Source organism: Allobrachymonas denitrificans DSM 15123, from assembly GCF_900110225.1.
Taxonomy (GTDB): domain Bacteria; phylum Pseudomonadota; class Gammaproteobacteria; order Burkholderiales; family Burkholderiaceae_C; genus Brachymonas; species Brachymonas denitrificans.
Window position 1 is genome coordinate 78126 of sequence record NZ_FOCW01000003.1, and the last position, 14252, is coordinate 92377.

At 64.4% G+C, this 14252-nt stretch carries 13 protein-coding genes; 7 read left to right on the forward strand and 6 right to left on the reverse strand.

Features of this window, described 5'->3' with window-relative positions:
* Nucleotides 1–28 precede the first annotated feature (28 nt).
* Entirely contained in the window at nt 29–349 is a 321-nt protein-coding gene (locus BMW28_RS08100; protein ID WP_234970078.1) for a c-type cytochrome, read from the reverse strand.
* 140 nt (nt 350–489) lie between these two features.
* On the opposite strand from BMW28_RS08100, the gene BMW28_RS08105 reads away from it, so the two are divergent.
* The 4 genes from BMW28_RS08105 to BMW28_RS08120 are packed head-to-tail and all read left to right on the forward strand — an operon-like array spanning nt 490 to nt 5721.
* A complete protein-coding gene (locus tag BMW28_RS08105) occupies nt 490–1533 on the forward strand; it encodes an HlyD family secretion protein (RefSeq protein WP_091816414.1) in 1044 nt (347 codons plus the stop codon).
* A 2-nt stretch (nt 1534–1535) separates the two neighbouring features.
* Nucleotides 1536–3350 carry an ATP-binding cassette domain-containing protein gene (locus BMW28_RS08110; protein WP_091816417.1) on the forward strand — a complete coding sequence of 605 codons (1815 nt, stop codon included), beginning with the start codon at nt 1536–1538 and terminating at the stop codon, nt 3348–3350.
* The gene (locus tag BMW28_RS08115; RefSeq protein WP_234970079.1) at nt 3347–4600 is read left to right on the forward strand and encodes an ABC transporter permease; all 1254 of its coding nucleotides are present in this window, start codon (nt 3347–3349) and stop codon (nt 4598–4600) included. The genes BMW28_RS08110 and BMW28_RS08115 overlap by 4 nt, the downstream gene beginning before the upstream one ends.
* 2 nt (nt 4601–4602) lie before the next feature.
* On the forward strand, nt 4603–5721 hold the full coding sequence (locus BMW28_RS08120; RefSeq protein ID WP_091816420.1) for an ABC transporter permease: 1119 nt from the start codon (nt 4603–4605) through the stop codon (nt 5719–5721).
* A gap of 165 nt (nt 5722–5886) precedes the next feature.
* On the opposite strand, the gene BMW28_RS08125 is transcribed toward BMW28_RS08120, so the two are convergent.
* The 4 genes from BMW28_RS08125 to hppD are packed head-to-tail and all read right to left on the reverse strand — an operon-like array spanning nt 5887 to nt 9379.
* On the reverse strand, nt 5887–6921 hold the full coding sequence (locus tag BMW28_RS08125) for a class 1 fructose-bisphosphatase (protein ID WP_091816423.1): 1035 nt from the start codon (nt 6919–6921) through the stop codon (nt 5887–5889).
* Between the two features lie 35 nt (nt 6922–6956).
* The gene (gene phhA, locus BMW28_RS08130; protein ID WP_091816425.1) at nt 6957–7940 is read right to left on the reverse strand and encodes a phenylalanine 4-monooxygenase; all 984 of its coding nucleotides are present in this window, start codon (nt 7938–7940) and stop codon (nt 6957–6959) included.
* A gap of 27 nt (nt 7941–7967) precedes the next feature.
* Nucleotides 7968–8267: a 4a-hydroxytetrahydrobiopterin dehydratase gene (locus BMW28_RS08135; protein ID WP_091816428.1), complete on the reverse strand. Its 300-nt coding sequence runs from the start codon at nt 8265–8267 to the stop codon at nt 7968–7970.
* 23 nt (nt 8268–8290) lie between these two features.
* Complete coding sequence (gene hppD, locus BMW28_RS08140; protein ID WP_091816431.1) at nt 8291–9379, reverse strand: 4-hydroxyphenylpyruvate dioxygenase; 1089 nt, start codon at nt 9377–9379, stop codon at nt 8291–8293.
* A 166-nt stretch (nt 9380–9545) separates the two neighbouring features.
* Between hppD and BMW28_RS08145 the strand changes: the two genes are divergently transcribed.
* The 3 genes from BMW28_RS08145 (at nt 9546) to BMW28_RS08160 (ending at nt 11292) form a co-directional block, all read left to right on the forward strand.
* Nucleotides 9546–10028, forward strand: a complete 483-nt coding sequence (locus BMW28_RS08145; RefSeq protein ID WP_091816434.1) for an Lrp/AsnC family transcriptional regulator — start codon at nt 9546–9548, stop codon at nt 10026–10028.
* 612 nt (nt 10029–10640) lie between these two features.
* The gene (gene infA, locus BMW28_RS08155) at nt 10641–10898 is read left to right on the forward strand and encodes a translation initiation factor IF-1 (RefSeq protein WP_091816436.1); all 258 of its coding nucleotides are present in this window, start codon (nt 10641–10643) and stop codon (nt 10896–10898) included.
* A gap of 79 nt (nt 10899–10977) precedes the next feature.
* Nucleotides 10978–11292, forward strand: coding sequence for an RNA recognition motif domain-containing protein (locus tag BMW28_RS08160; protein ID WP_091816439.1), 315 nt, complete (start codon nt 10978–10980; stop codon nt 11290–11292).
* A 157-nt stretch (nt 11293–11449) separates the two neighbouring features.
* Here the strand turns inward: BMW28_RS08160 and pepN are convergent, their stop codons facing one another.
* Entirely contained in the window at nt 11450–14149 is a 2700-nt protein-coding gene (gene pepN, locus BMW28_RS08165; protein ID WP_091816441.1) for an aminopeptidase N, read from the reverse strand.
* Nucleotides 14150–14252 lie beyond the last annotated feature (103 nt).

Below are 14252 nucleotides of genomic sequence, written 5' to 3' on the forward strand. Positions count from 1 at the left end.
GGTGGCTTTGTCGTTGTGGTCTGTGCGATCAAAGGCCGAGAATCCAGACCGCGAGTCTGCGGGCCTCGGCATCCGTCACCTGCGGACTGGCCGGCATGGGCACGGCACCAAAGCTGCCGCTGCCGCCGCTGCGAATCAGGGGCGTGAGCTTGTCGACGGCTGTGGGGTCGTTGCGGTACTTCTGGGCGACCGACTTGTACGAGGGGCCCACCACGCGGCGCTCCACGGTGTGGCAGGTCATGCAGTTGCGGGAGGTGGCCAGCTTGAGTTCATCGGCGGCGAATGCCGGCTGGGCTGCCAGCAGGGTGCCAAAGGCGGCGGCCATCAGCCATGTGCTGGGGTGGTTCATGCGGTGACTCCTTGTGCTGTTGCCAGTGGATTCCATTCTAGTGACTCTGGCGCCCGCGTGTGCCTGTGCTTGCAATGGTTTGGCCTCGCCGGGTTGCAGGCGGTTAGACTAAAGACTGTTGCGAGCTTGCTGGAGCCTGTATGGAGCGTACCGCCTCGAAGAAGACATTGCTGATGGTTGCGGCCCTTGTGCTGGCCGTGGTGGCCGGTGGTTTCTGGTATTTCAAGAGTCGCTCGCAGGGCGATGCGCAGAACACCCTGGTGCTGCAGGGCAACGTCGACATGCGGCAGGTGTCGCTGGCCTTCAATGGCAGCGGGCGCATTGCCAGCCTGCCGGTGCATGAGGGCGAGCGTGTGCAGCAGGGGCAGTTGCTCGGCGAGCTGGACAGCACGACGCTGGCCCTGCAGGTGAAGCAATCCGAGGCGCAACTGGCGGCTCGCGAGCAGCTGGTGCGCAAACTCAAGGCCGGAGCACGCCCGCAGGAGTTGGCGCAGGCCAATGCCAATATCCGTGCGGCAGATATCGAGGTGGACCTGGCCAGCAAGCAACTACGTCGCATGCAGCAATCCAATGCCGGCAGTGCCGGCGAAGCGGTGAGCCGCAACGAGATCGATGCCGCCCGCGCACGCCTGGAAATGGCGCAGGCCCGGCGTGAATCGGCCCGCCAGGCGGGTTCGCTGTTGCGTGCCGGAGCACGTACCGAAGACATTGCCGAGGCATCGGCACAGACCGATGCGGCACGCGCGCAGCTGGATCTGCTGCGCCGCAATCTGGAAGATACGCAGCTGCTGGCGCCCAGCAGCGGAGTCATCCGCAGCCGTCTGCAGGAAGTGGGTGACCTGACCACGCCGCAGAAACCTGTCTATGCCCTTGCCCTGAACGATGCCAAGTGGGTGCGCGTGTATGTGCCGGAGCCGGCGCTGGGCCGTGTACGTGAGGGGATGGCGGCGCAGATCCGTATCGACAGCGCGCCGCAGCAGCCTCTGGTCGGGCGGGTAGGCTATATCGCATCGGTAGCCGAGTTCACGCCCAAGACGGTGCAGACCGAGGAGTTGCGCAGTGCTTTGGTGTACGAGGTACGCGTGCATGCGCAGGATCCGCAGGACCAGTTGCGCCTGGGCATGCCGGCCACCGTGACGATTGATCTGGCCGGTGCGCCAAGGGTGGCGGCATCCGGGCAGTGACCATGGCAGGCCCGGCCCCTTCTCCTGATCTGGCGCTGGACGTCCGCAGCGTGCACAAGCGCTTCGGCGGACGCAAGGGGGTGCCCGAAGTCCATGCGCTGGCTGATGTGAGCCTGCAGGTGCCGCAGGGCAGTCTGGTGGCGCTGGTGGGGCCGGATGGCGCGGGCAAGACGACGCTGCTGCGGCTGGCGGCAGCCCTGTTGACTGCGGACGGCGGTGAGCTGCGCGTGCTGGGGCTGGACCCGGCCACGCAATCCCAGCAGGTGCAGGACCGCATTAGCTACATGCCGCAGCGGTTTGGCCTGTACGAAGACCTGTCGGTGCAGGAGAACCTGGATCTGTACGCCGACCTGCACGGCGTGCCCATGGATGTGCGGCGCCAGCGCTACCAGCGCCTGCTGCACATGACGGACCTGACGCAGTTCACCGATCGGCTGGCGGGCAAGCTTTCGGGCGGGATGAAGCAGAAGCTGGGGCTGGCATGCACCCTGGTGCGCTCGCCGGATCTGCTCCTGCTCGATGAGCCGACGGTGGGGGTGGACCCCCTGTCGCGCCGTGAGCTGTGGCAGATCGTGCAGCAGCTGGTGCAGGAGGAGCGTCTGAGTGTGGTGATCAGCACTTCGTATCTGGACGAGGCAGAACGGTGCGAGCAGGTGGTGGTGTTGCATCAGGGCAAGGTGCTGGCACAGGGCGGGCCGCAGGAGTTGCGCCAGCCTGCGCAGGGCCGTACCTGGCTGGCAACGCCGGCTGACGGATTGCCGGCGCGCCTGCTCCAGACCCGGCTGATGGATCTTCCCGGTACGCTGGATGCGGTGCCGCAGGGGGGTGACGTGCGCTGGTTGCGGGCGCAGACGGACGGGGCGGACAGCGACCAATCCGGATTGCCGGTATCGGAACTGCAGCGTGTGCCGGAGCGGCTGGAAGATGCTTTCATGATGCTGTTGCGCAGCTCCATGCAGGCTGCTTCAGCGTCTGGGGAAGGCAGGGCGCCGACGCCGGTTGAGGAGCAGCTTGCGCAAGCAAACCTGACGCTGCCGCGGTCTTCCGATGCCGTGATCGAGGTGCAGGATCTGGTGCGACGTTTCGGCGATTTCGTGGCGGTGGACCATACGACCTTCAGTGTGCATCGGGGCGAGATTTTCGGCTTGCTCGGTCCGAACGGTGCCGGCAAGACCACGACTTTCCGCATGCTGTGCGGTCTGCTGCCGGCCAGCAGCGGCAGCCTGCGTGTGGCGGGTGTGGATTTGCGCACGGCCCGGGCAGAGGCGCGGCGCCATGTGGGTTATGTGGCACAGAAATTCTCGCTGTATGGCGACCAGACGGTGCGCGAGAACCTGCAGTTTTTCGGCGGGGCCTATCGCCTGTTTGGCGCGGAACTGAGCCGTCGCATGGAGGCGATGGTGGAAGAGTTCGGCCTGCACGCGCAACTGGACCAGATGGCCGGCAAGCTGCCGGGAGGCTACAAGCAGCGCCTGGCCATGGCGGCAGCGCTGCTGCATGAACCGGACATCCTGTTTCTGGACGAGGCCACCAGCGGGGCCGATCCGCTGGCACGGCGCGACTTCTGGCGTCGCATCACGCGGCTGGCGGCGGAAGGCACCACCATCGTGGTGACCACGCATTTCATGGAAGAGGCGGAATACTGCGACCGCATCCTGATTCAGGACGCGGGCAAGATGCTGGCACTGGGCACGCCGCGCGAGGTGCGCGAGCAGGCGGCCGCTGGTGGCGCGGCAGTCATGGACATGGACAGCGCCTTCATTGCCATCGTGGAGCAGCGGCGCCGGCAGGCGGTGCGCGGGAGGGTGGCGGCATGAACGAGCAGAAACGGCCCATGCAGGTTGATCGGGAGTCCGGTCCGCTGGAGATTGCAGCGCCTGTGGGGCTGAATCCCAACGTTCCGGCTGCGCCGGCATCGGCGCTCGCAGGATCGGGATTCTGGCGCCGCCTCTGGGCCCTGGTGCGCAAGGAAGTGCGCCAGCTGCTGCGTGATCCCGGCAATCTGGGCGTGGGTATGGGCCTGCCCATCATCCTGATCCTGCTGTTTGGCTATGGCCTGTCCATGGATGTGCGGGATGCTCCGGTGGCGGTGGTGCTGCAGGACAGTTCGTCGGCCAGCCAGGAGCTGATTGCCGGCCTGGGAGGCAGTCCCGTTCTGCGTCCTGTGGTGGTGCGCAGCATGGCGCAGGCCGAACAGTTGCTCAATGCGCAGCAGGTGGATGCGATTGTGCAGATTCCGCCGGACTACGCAGCGCGCGCCCAAGCTGGGCAGGCCCATGCGCAGCTTATCGTCAATGGCGTGGATGCCAACCGGGCCCGCCTGGTAATGGGTTACGTGCAGACGGCCTTGTCGCAGGCGGCGCTGCGTCAGCTGGATCGCTCGGGGGCAGATGCCGCTACGTTGCCGGGCCGCATCGGGCAGGCGGGGATCGACCCGCGCGTCTGGTTCAATGCAGCCAACAGCAGCACCTGGTATCTGGTGCCGGGGCTGGTGGTGATCATCATGACACTGGTGGGCGCATTTCTGACTGCGCTGGTGATGGCGCGCGAATGGGAGCGTGGCACGCTGGAGTCGCTGTTTGTCACGCCGGTGCGGCCAATTGAAATCCTGCTGGGCAAGATCATTCCGTATTTCGGCGTCGGCATGGTGGGACTGATTCTGTGCATGGGGGCGGCGCGCTGGCTGTTCCATGTGCCGGTGCATGGCTCGCTGCCGATTCTGCTGGGGGTTTCCATGCTGTACCTGCTGGTGGCACTGGGCATGGGGCTGGTGATTTCGTCCATCACGCGCAGCCAGTTTCTGGCGAGCCAGCTGGCCTTGCTGCTGAGCTTTCTGCCGGCGCTGATGCTGTCGGGCTTTCTGTTCGATCTGCGCAGTGTGCCGGTGGTGGTGCGGCTGGTGGGCAATCTGCTGCCTGCGACGTATTACGTGGAGCTGCTCAAGAACCTGTTCCTGGCCGGTAATGTCTGGCCGGTCATTCTCAAGAATTCCGCGGTGCTGCTCGGCTATGCCACGCTGTTCCTGTTGCTGGCTTTGCGCCATACGCGCAAGCAACTGAAGGGCTGACCATGCGCGACTGGATCCCGTCCCTGCTGTACCTCTGTCGCAAGGAGCTGCTGGCCATCGTGAAGGACCCGCGCAGCCGGCTGCTGCTGTTCATGCCGGTGATCGTGCAGTCGCTGCTGTTCGGTTACGTGGCCACCTACGACATCACCCGCGCCCACTACGCCTTGCTGGACGAAAGCCGCAGTGCCGAGTCCGCAGCGCTGGTGGCTCGCTTCGAGGGCGGTGGCACCTTTGTGCGTACCGAGAATCTCGCCAATGCCAACGCGATTGCTGACGCCATCACCGACGAGCGCGTGATGCTGGTGCTGCACATCGGCCCGCGCTTTGCGCAGCAACTGCATGGGGGCGAAACCGCGCCGGTGCAGCTGATTCTGGATGGGCGCAACAGCAACACGGCGGCGATTGCCATGGGCTACGCCCAGGCGGCGGTGCAGTCCTTCAATGCCCAGTGGCGGCAGGAGCATGGTGGCGTGGCCGAACCGCTGCGCATCGAGACGCGCGCCTGGTTCAACCCGCAACTGGAAACGCGCTGGCAGTTCCTGCCCGGCCTGATTGCCACTCTGAGCATTCTGCAGACCCTGCTGCTCACCGCCATGTCGGTGGCGCGCGAGCGGGAGCAGGGTACTTTCGACCAATTGCTCGTCACGCCACTATCGCCGGCGCAGATCATGATCGGCAAGGCTGTGCCGCCGGTGCTGGCGGGCATGTTGCAGGCGATTCTGGTGGTGCTGATTTCGCGCTTCTGGTTCCAGGTGCCCATGGCCGGTAGCCCGGTCGTGCTGCTGCTGGGCGTGTTCCTGTTCACGCTGGCCAGCGTGGGCATCGGGCTGGCGCTGTCGGCGTTCTCGGCAAACATGCAGCAGGCCATGCTGTATACCTTTCTGCTGATTCTGCCGATGATCATGCTCTCGGGGCTGGCCACGCCGATCCGCAATATGCCGGAGCTGATGCAGACCATCACGCTGATCAATCCGGTGCGCTACGCGATTGAACTGATCCAGCGGGTGTATCTGGAAGGGGCAGGGCTGGCTGCCGTGTGGCGCGATATCTGGCCGCTGATGGTGATGGCGGTGGTGACGCTGCCCGGGGCGGCCTGGTTGTTCAGGCACCGGATGCAGTGAGACAACTCCACTTGGCGGCATGCTCCGGCTGCGGCGGGAGAATGCCAGAACGCGGACCGCAACAGGCACGCGTGCTTCGTCCGCAACACCGCTGACCAAGCATGGAAACAGGAAGAGCCGTCTCGCGACGGCCCTTCTTGTGCTTGTTGCTGTGTCAGCCAGCCATCACGCTTGTTGCTGCGCAGCCTCCTGATGGTACTGCTGCACCCGCTCCACCTCGTTCTTGCTGCCCAGAATCACGCTCACGCGCTCATGCAGGGCGCCGGGCTGCACGTCCAGAATGCGCTGCTTGCCGTTCACTGCGGCGCCGCCGGCCTGTTCCACCAGCCAGCTCATGGGGTTGGCTTCGTACAGCAGGCGCAGCTTGCCCGGCTTGGACGGCTCGCGCTTGTCCCACGGGTACATGAAGATGCCGCCGCGTGTCAGGATACGGTGCACATCGGCCACCATGCTGGCCACCCAGCGCATGTTGAAATCCTTGCCGCGCGGGCCTTCCTTGCCCTGCAGGCACTCGTCGATGTAGCGCTTGACCGGCGCATCCCAGTGGCGCATGTTGCTCATGTTGATGGAGAACTCTTTCGTGTCCTCCGGGATCTTCACGTTGTCCTGCGTCAGCACGAAGCTGCCCAGTTCGGCATCCAGCGTGAACATGGCCACGCCGTCGCCCACGGTCAGCACCAGCGTGGTCTGCGGGCCATACACGCAATAGCCGGCAGCCACCTGCTGGTTGCCGCGCTGCAGGAAGTCCTTCTCGCACACGGGATCGATGATCGACGGATCATCATGGTGCTTCCTGAACACCGAGAAGATGGTGCCGATGCTGACGTTCACGTCGATGTTGCTGGAGCCGTCCAGCGGATCGAACATGAGCAGGTATTCGCCCTGCGGGAAGCGGTTGGGCACCACGTAGATGCTGTCCATTTCCTCGGAGGCCATGGCCGCCAGATGGCCGCCCCATTCGTTGGCCTCGATCAGCACCTCGTTGGCGATGATGTCCAGCTTCTTCTGCACCTCACCCTGCACGTTCTCGCTGCCGGCCGTACCCAGCACCTCGCCCAGCGCGCCCTTGTTGACGGCGTGGCTGATGCGCTTGCATGCACGCGCCACCACTTCGAGCAGCAGACGCAGTTCGGCAGGGATGCGGTTGTGTTGGCGTTGTTGTTCGACCAGATAGCGGGTCAGGCTGATGCGGGGGGGCATGTAGAACTCGTTTCAGGTTGGTATAAACCCGCCAATTATAAATTTTCCCCGCGACGGGCGGAATGGTAGCTGCCGTCGCCACGCTGGATCACGCGGTCCTGCGGCAACACCATGCCCGGCGCGTACTCCGGCCCGGTGTCCAGGCGCTGGTAGAGCGGCTCGAAGTCCACATCCGCCAGGTGCAGCAGATCGTCCAGACTGTCCAGCACGAAGTAGCTTTCCTGGAAATCGTCGATGCGGTAGTTGGTGCGCATCACGCGCTCCAGATCAAAGCCGATGCGGTTGGGCGAAGGGCTTTGCACGGCAAAGCGGCTCTCGGTGAACGAAGAGGCGATGCCCGCCCCGTAGATGCGCGGCGCGCCGTTTTCCAGCACCAGGCCGAACTCCACCGTGTACCAGTACAGCCGCGCCAGCTGCGGCAGCTTGCCCAGACTTTGCGCGCGCAGACCGCCCTGGCCATAGGCCTGAATGAAGTCCGACATCACCGGATGCATCAGCATGGGCACATGGCCGAACACGTCGTGGAACACGTCAGGCTCTTCCAGATAATCCAGCTCGTCCGGCTTGCGGATGAAATTGCCGGATGGAAAGCGGCGGTTGGCCAGGTGGTCGAAAAACACATCGTCCGGCACCAGGCCCGGCACGGCCACGATCTGCCAGCCGGTCTTGCGCATCAGCACGTCGCTCAGGCGGCGGAAATCGGGAATGCGGTCGGCCTCCAAAGGCAGCGCGCGCATGCCCTGTACAAAGGCGGCGCAGGCCAGCTCGGGCAGCAGGCGCGTTTGGCGCTCGAACAGCGTTTTCCAGACCGCGTGCTCGGCCTCGGTGTAGGACGACCAGCCCTGGTCGATGGTCCAGTTGGGGCTGGGTGGTGCAGCGGCATCGCCTGCGGCCAAGCCGTGCTTTTCTCGCGACGGCTGGTTGAGCGGCTCGCCCGACGCATGCGCATCGTGCTGGTGCGACAAGGCTGCTCCCGAGACAGTATCCGACTCGGCAGCAGAACGGGATGGCTCCTGCATGGCAGCCTCCTTGGGGTGATCGAGAGGTCAGTCGTGACCGAATTGCTGCGCCAGCCCGTCGGCCAGACGCGCGAGCGTGATGTCACGCTCGGTCAGGCCGCCGGCATCGTGCGTGGTCAGCACGATGTTGACGCGGTTGTAGACGTTGCTCCACTCGGGGTGGTGGTTCATCTTCTCGGCATGCAGCGCCAGCTGGGTCATGAACCCGAAGGCCTGCACGAAATCCGCAAACACGAAGTTGCGGCTCAGGCAGCCGCCACGCTCGGAGCTGTAGCTCCAGTCGGGCAGGGCGGCGGAAGCGATCTGGTCGGTAGTCAGGGGTTGCATGGCGTGCTCCGGTTGTTGGGGTTTCAGGCAGTGGCTTGCTCGCCGACCACACCGCGCTGGATCTGGTCGCGCTCGATGGATTCGAACAGGGCCTTGAAGTTGCCCTCGCCAAAGCCTTCCTCGCCCTTGCGCTGGATGAACTCGAAGAACACCGGGCCGCCGAATTGCGTCTGCGAGAAGATCTGCAGCAGCAGGCGGCGCTGGCCTTCGCCCGTGCTGCCATCCAGCAGGATGCCGCGTGCCTGCAATTCGGCCGGGTTCTCGCCATGGCCGGGCAGGCGCTCGTCCAGCATCTGGTAGTAGGTGGCGGGTGGTGCCGTCATCAGTTCCACGCCGGCCTTGCGCAGCGCGTCCACGCTGGGCAGCAGGTCGTCCGTGAGCAGGGCGATGTGCTGGATGCCCTCGCCGTTGAACTGCATCAGGAATTCCTCGATCTGGCCGCCGCCCTTGGAGGATTCCTCATTCAGCGGAATGCGGATCAGGCCGTCCGGTGCCGTCATGGCCTTGGACGTCAGGCCGGTGTATTCGCCCTTGATGTCGAAGTAGCGGATCTCGCGGAAGTTGAACAGCTTCTCGTAGAACCTGGCCCAGTATTCCATGCGGCCGCGGTACACGTTGTGTGTCAGGTGGTCGATCAGGCGGAAGCCGTGGCCCTTGGGATGGCGGTCCACGCCTTCATGAAAGACGAAGTCGATGTCGTAGATGGATTTGCCATCCTCGAAGCGGTCGATCAGGTACAGCGGCGCACCGCCAATGCCCTTGATGGCAGGCAGCTTCAGTTCCATCGGGCCGGTGGGAATGTCGACCGGCTGTGCGCCCAGCTCCAGCGCGCGCTGGTAGGCGTGGTGCGAATCCTTCACGCGGAAAGCCATGCCGCAGGCGCTGGCCCCATGTTCCGACGCAAAGTAGGCGCCCACGCTGCGCGGCTCGCGGTTGACGATGAAATTGATGTCGCCCTGGCGGTACAGCACCACGTCCTTGGAGCGGTGCTTCGCCACTTCGATGAAGCCCATGCTCTCCAGCACCGGCTCGATCACGCCCGGCGTGGGGGAGGCGAACTCCACAAACTCGAAGCCCATTAAGCCCATCGGGTTCTCGAAAAGATCTGCCACGTCTGTCTCCTGCTTGTGTTTTTTTGCATAGTGTGCAGCGTCCCAATGCGAATGGGTGGCATTTGCCGCACGAACCCATGCACTGTAGGGGCTTAGGTGCGCAGGATTGCTGCGAAATCGGTTACGGATAGTGGATGATTTGCAGGATTCCTGCATAATCCATGGAATGCATAATGATGTGGATATCGATGCCATTGATCGGCGCATTCTTCGTGCGCTGCAGCAAGATGGCCGCATGACTTTCGACCAGCTGGCCGAGCAGGTGCAGCTGTCGCCATCGGCGGCGCTGCGCCGCGTGCGCAAGCTGGAAGAGAGCGGGGCGATTGCCGGCTACGTGGCGGTGCTGGAGCCGGCCCGCGTGGGCCTGGGGCTGACGGCCTATCTCAATGTGCGCATCGCCCGCCAGCCCGACAGCCAGCGCCGCGATCCCATGGAGTCCTTCCGCGTGGCGGTGCAGACCTGGCCCGAGGTGGTGGAGTGCGCAGCCCTGTCCGGCGAGATGGACTACCTGCTGCGCGTGGTGGTGGCCGACATGCAGCACTATTCGCGCTTCGTGCTGGAGACGCTGCTCAAGCACCCCAGCGTGCAGGATTGCCGCACCAGCTTCGTGCTGGACTGGGTCAAGAACACCACGGCGCTGCCGGTGTAGGCGTGGGCACTTGACAACTTGGTATTACTCCTTATAATTAGCGGATTGCTGTTTGTTTGCTCGCCACTTCAGCAAGGTTGTTCTGACTTCATTTGCAACGCGTAGTTGCCTGTCGCCTGAGGGGATTCCCGTTTTTGGCGGTCAAACGCCTCTCCTTCAACGGTGAGCTCCATCGCCCCGGCCCACACCTCATTGGCGGCCGTCGGCAACCCCCCCATAGACCCATTGCGACATGCAAGTCGCACCTGATGCAGCTCCGGCGTGCATCAGGGATGTGCCCGGTCCCGGCTCCGCTGGCCCGGGCATGTAAACACAAAGAGAATATTCTGGACAAGACCTTTCTGGTAGGCAAATATCGCATTTCGCCCCAATCCAAACAGACCGAGAGCGGCGCCTACGCTGCATCCCTGTCGATTCGCAGCGGCCACGGTAGTGGCTCCCATGACCGGATTTTCCGGTTCGTTCCGCAATTTGATTCCAACGAGGCTGCCCTGCAGTACGCTCTGGCACAGAGCCAGGGCCTGATTGGCGGCAGCAACTGCTGAATCCGGCGTGCCTGTTCACAAGACGGGCACGGGATTCGATTTATCAACACATTCAAGGAGGTATGGCATGGCCAAGGAAGATCTGATCGAAATGCAAGGCAAGGTGGAAGAAGTTCTGCCCGATTCGCGCTACCGCGTGACGCTCGAGAACGGCCATCCCATCATCGCCTACTCGAGCGGAAAGATGCGCAAGCACCACATCCGGATTCTCGCGGGTGACACCGTTCTGCTGGAACTGTCTCCCTACGATCTGGACAAGGGCCGCATCACCTTCCGCCGACTCGAACCCCGCTCCGGTGGTCCGGCACCCCAACGCCGCCGCTGAAGCAGGTATGGCGCAGGACATGTTCCTGCGTGCATTGCGGGCAGGATGGCCTGTCCGCCAATTTACCTGAAAGCATCCAATGGATAACAAACTCTACGTCGGCAACCTGTCTTACGCGATTCGTGACGACGACCTGAACCAGCAATTCGCCGAGTTCGGCACGCTGGTGTCCGCCAAGGTCATGATGGATCGCGAGACCGGCCGCTCCAAGGGCTTCGGCTTTGTGGAGATGGGCAGTGCCGACGAGGCGCAGGCAGCCATCCGCGGCCTCAACGGCCAGACTCTGGACGGCCGTCCGCTGACCGTGAACGTGGCGCGTCCGCAAGAACGTCGCACCGGTGGTTTTGGCGGTGGTCGCGATGGCGGCTACCGTGGTGGCTACAACCGCTACTGATCTGCGCTGCCCGCCTTGAGGCGGGATACCACAGCATGAAGAACGGCCTGGAAATTGGTTCCAGGCCGTTTTTTTGTGGCTTGTGCGTTATGCGAAGCAGGTGTCCGCAGGTCAGGCAAGGCCGGCTGGGTCGCCGGCCATGCGCTGGCTTGCGGATTTACGCGTCCTGCAGCGCGCGACTCACCACCTCGCGCACGTCGGCGCTCAGATCCGGCTTGGCCGCCACGCGGCGGATGGCTTCGCCAGCCGCACTGCGGTAGGGCTCGGCCAGACGCTTCCAGTGGTCCATGGCACGCGCCAGACGGGCAGCGATCTGGGCGTTGATGCCATCCAGCGCCAGCACCTGATCGGCCCAGAACACGTAACCGGCGGCATCGGCGCGGTGGAAGGCGCCGGGGTTGGCATGGCAGAAGGCCGTAATCAGGCTGCGCACGCGGTTGGGGTTGGAGAGGTGGAAATCCTTGTGCTGCAGCAGGGCACGCACCTGGCCCAGCACCTTGCCGTCCAGATCGTTGCGTGTGGCCTGCAGGCGGAACCACTTGTCCAGCACCAGCGCCTCGTCCTGGAACAGGGCGTGGAAGCGCTCCAGCGCCGGCTGTGCCAGCACGCTCTGGCCTTCCAGCAGCGCGCGCAGGGCGCCCATGCGGTCGGTCATGTTGGAGGCATCCTTGAAGCGCTGGTAGGCCTTGCCCGGCCACACCACGTCGCCGCTGTCGCGGGCGATGCGGCACAGGTTTTCCAGTGCCAGATTGGCCAGCGCACGGCGGCCGGCGCTGACCGGCTCGGGGACATAGGCGCCGGTGTTTTCGTGGGCCTCGTACAGGCTCAGCCAGTCTTCGGCCAGCGCGTGGGCCACTTGCTGGCACAGCGCTTCGCTCACCATCTTGATGCGCTGCGGATCGACGCTGTCCAGCTCTTCGGCGATTTCCAGTTCGTCCGGCAGGGTCAGCACCAGTTGTTTGAAGGCAGCATCCAGCGCGGGGTTGCGCAGCACGGCGCGCAGGGCGTCGAGCGTGGAGGCATTCAGCACCTGTGCGGGCATCTCCGACGCCTGCACGGCGGACACCGCCTGCGCCATCATCAGGCGCTGCGCGGCTTCCCAGCGGTTGAAGGCGTCGCTGTCGTGGGCCAGGCGGTGCAGCTGGGCCGCCTCGTCCTCGCCCTGCAGTTCCAGCCAGACCGGCGCCGAGAACTGGCGCAGCAGCGAAGGTACGGGAGCTTCGGGGATGTCGGCAAAGGTGAAGCTGGCTTCGGTGTCATGCAGCACCAGCACGCGTTCCAGCAGCGGAGTGCCGGTGTCGCCCTGCAGTTGCAGCGGCAGGGCTTGGCCATCGCGGCCGATCAGGCCCATGCGCACCGGGATCAGGAAGGGCTGCTTGGCCGGCTGGCCGGGCGTTGCCGGGCAGCTCTGGCGCAGCGTCAACGTGTAGGTCTGCGCTGCGGCATCGTAGCTGCCGCTGGCATGCAGTACCGGCGTGCCGGCCTGGCTGTACCAGCGCTTGAACACCTCCAGCTGTGCGGCCAGCGCGCTGTCCGGGTTGGCATCGGCCATGGCCTGGGCAAAGTCGTCGCAGGTGACGGCCTGACCGTCATGGCGCTGGAAATACAGGTCCATGCCCTTGCGGAAGCCGTCGCGGCCTACCAGCGTCTGGTACATGCGCACCACCTCGGCGCCTTTCTCGTAGACGGTGGCGGTGTAGAAGTTGGCGATTTCCTGGTACTGATCAGGACGCACCGGATGCGCCATGGGGCCGGAATCCTCGCTGAACTGCACCGCGCGCAGGCCGCGCACATTGCCGATACGGCACACGGCGCGCGCGCTCGGGCTGCCGGCCAGGTCTTCGCTGAATTCCTGGTCGCGGAACACCGTCAGGCCTTCCTTCAGGCTCAACTGGAACCAGTCGCGGCAGGTGATGCGGTTGCCGGTCCAGTTGTGGAAGTATTCGTGGCCGATCACGCTGGTGATGCCGTCGTAGTCGTCATCGGTGGCGGTGGAGGGCTTGGCCAATACGTACTTGGTGTTGAAGATGTTCAGGCCCTTGTTCTCCATCGCGCCGGCGTTGAAGTCGCTGGTCGCCACGATCATGAAGCGCTCCAGATCCAGCGCCAGGCCAAAGCGTGCCTCGTCCCAGGCGATGCTCTGCAGCAGGGCCTGCATGGCGTGTTCGGTCTTGTCCAGATCGCCGGGGCGCACGAATACCTGCAGCAGATGCTCCTTGCCGCCACGGCTCACGATGCGCTGCTCGCGCGCCACCAGCGGTGCTGCTACCAGGGCAAACAGGTAGCTGGGCTTCCTGAACGGGTCGTGCCACACGGCGAAGTGGCGGCCATCTTCCAGATCGCCCTGTTCCAGCAGGTTGCCGTTGGACAGCAGCACCGGGTAGGCCTTCTTCTCGGCGCGCAGCGTCACCTTGTAGGTGGCCATCACGTCCGGACGGTCCAGGAAATAGGTGATGCGTCGGAAGCCCTGCGCCTCGCACTGCGTGAAGAAGCCGCCTTCGCTGGTGTACAGGCCCATCAGCTCGGTGTTCTTCGAGGGATTGCAGGTGGTGAAGATCTCCAGCGCAATCGGGTCAGCGCCTTCGGGCAGGTTTTCCAGTACCAGCTGGTCGCCTTCGAGCTTGAATGAGGTGCCCTGGCCGTTGACCAGTACGCGCGCCAGGTTCAGCTCTTCGCCATCCAGGCGCAGCGGCTGGGCCGGCACATCCGGGTTGCGGCGCAGCGTCATCTTGTTGAGCACGCGCGTCTTGGCGGGATCCAGATCGAAAGTCAGATCCACCGTGTCGATCCAGAACGCAGGCGCCTGGTAGTCGTGGCGGTAGATGGTGGGGGAGGGGGTGGTGGCTTCGCGGAACATTGGGGAAATCTCCGGTCGTCAAATTCGTAGCCGCACGCACAGGGGCGTTGGCATGAAAAGGGAAGGGCTGCCCACTGGCAGCCCCGGAATGGCGCGCAGGCAG

Coding starts and splice junctions, on each gene's coding strand:
- BMW28_RS08115 (WP_234970079.1), top strand. CDS start 3,347: ATGAACGAGCAGAAACGGCCCATGCAGGTTGATCGGGAGTCCGGTCCG.
- infA (WP_091816436.1), top strand. CDS start 10,641: ATGGCCAAGGAAGATCTGATCGAAATGCAAGGCAAGGTGGAAGAAGTT.
- BMW28_RS08160 (WP_091816439.1), top strand. CDS start 10,978: ATGGATAACAAACTCTACGTCGGCAACCTGTCTTACGCGATTCGTGAC.
- BMW28_RS08145 (WP_091816434.1), top strand. CDS start 9,546: ATGCATAATGATGTGGATATCGATGCCATTGATCGGCGCATTCTTCGT.
- BMW28_RS08100 (WP_234970078.1), bottom strand. CDS start 349: ATGAACCACCCCAGCACATGGCTGATGGCCGCCGCCTTTGGCACCCTG.
- BMW28_RS08125 (WP_091816423.1), bottom strand. CDS start 6,921: ATGCCCCCCCGCATCAGCCTGACCCGCTATCTGGTCGAACAACAACGC.
- BMW28_RS08110 (WP_091816417.1), top strand. CDS start 1,536: ATGGCAGGCCCGGCCCCTTCTCCTGATCTGGCGCTGGACGTCCGCAGC.
- BMW28_RS08120 (WP_091816420.1), top strand. CDS start 4,603: ATGCGCGACTGGATCCCGTCCCTGCTGTACCTCTGTCGCAAGGAGCTG.
- phhA (WP_091816425.1), bottom strand. CDS start 7,940: ATGCAGGAGCCATCCCGTTCTGCTGCCGAGTCGGATACTGTCTCGGGA.
- pepN (WP_091816441.1), bottom strand. CDS start 14,149: ATGTTCCGCGAAGCCACCACCCCCTCCCCCACCATCTACCGCCACGAC.
- BMW28_RS08105 (WP_091816414.1), top strand. CDS start 490: ATGGAGCGTACCGCCTCGAAGAAGACATTGCTGATGGTTGCGGCCCTT.
- BMW28_RS08135 (WP_091816428.1), bottom strand. CDS start 8,267: ATGCAACCCCTGACTACCGACCAGATCGCTTCCGCCGCCCTGCCCGAC.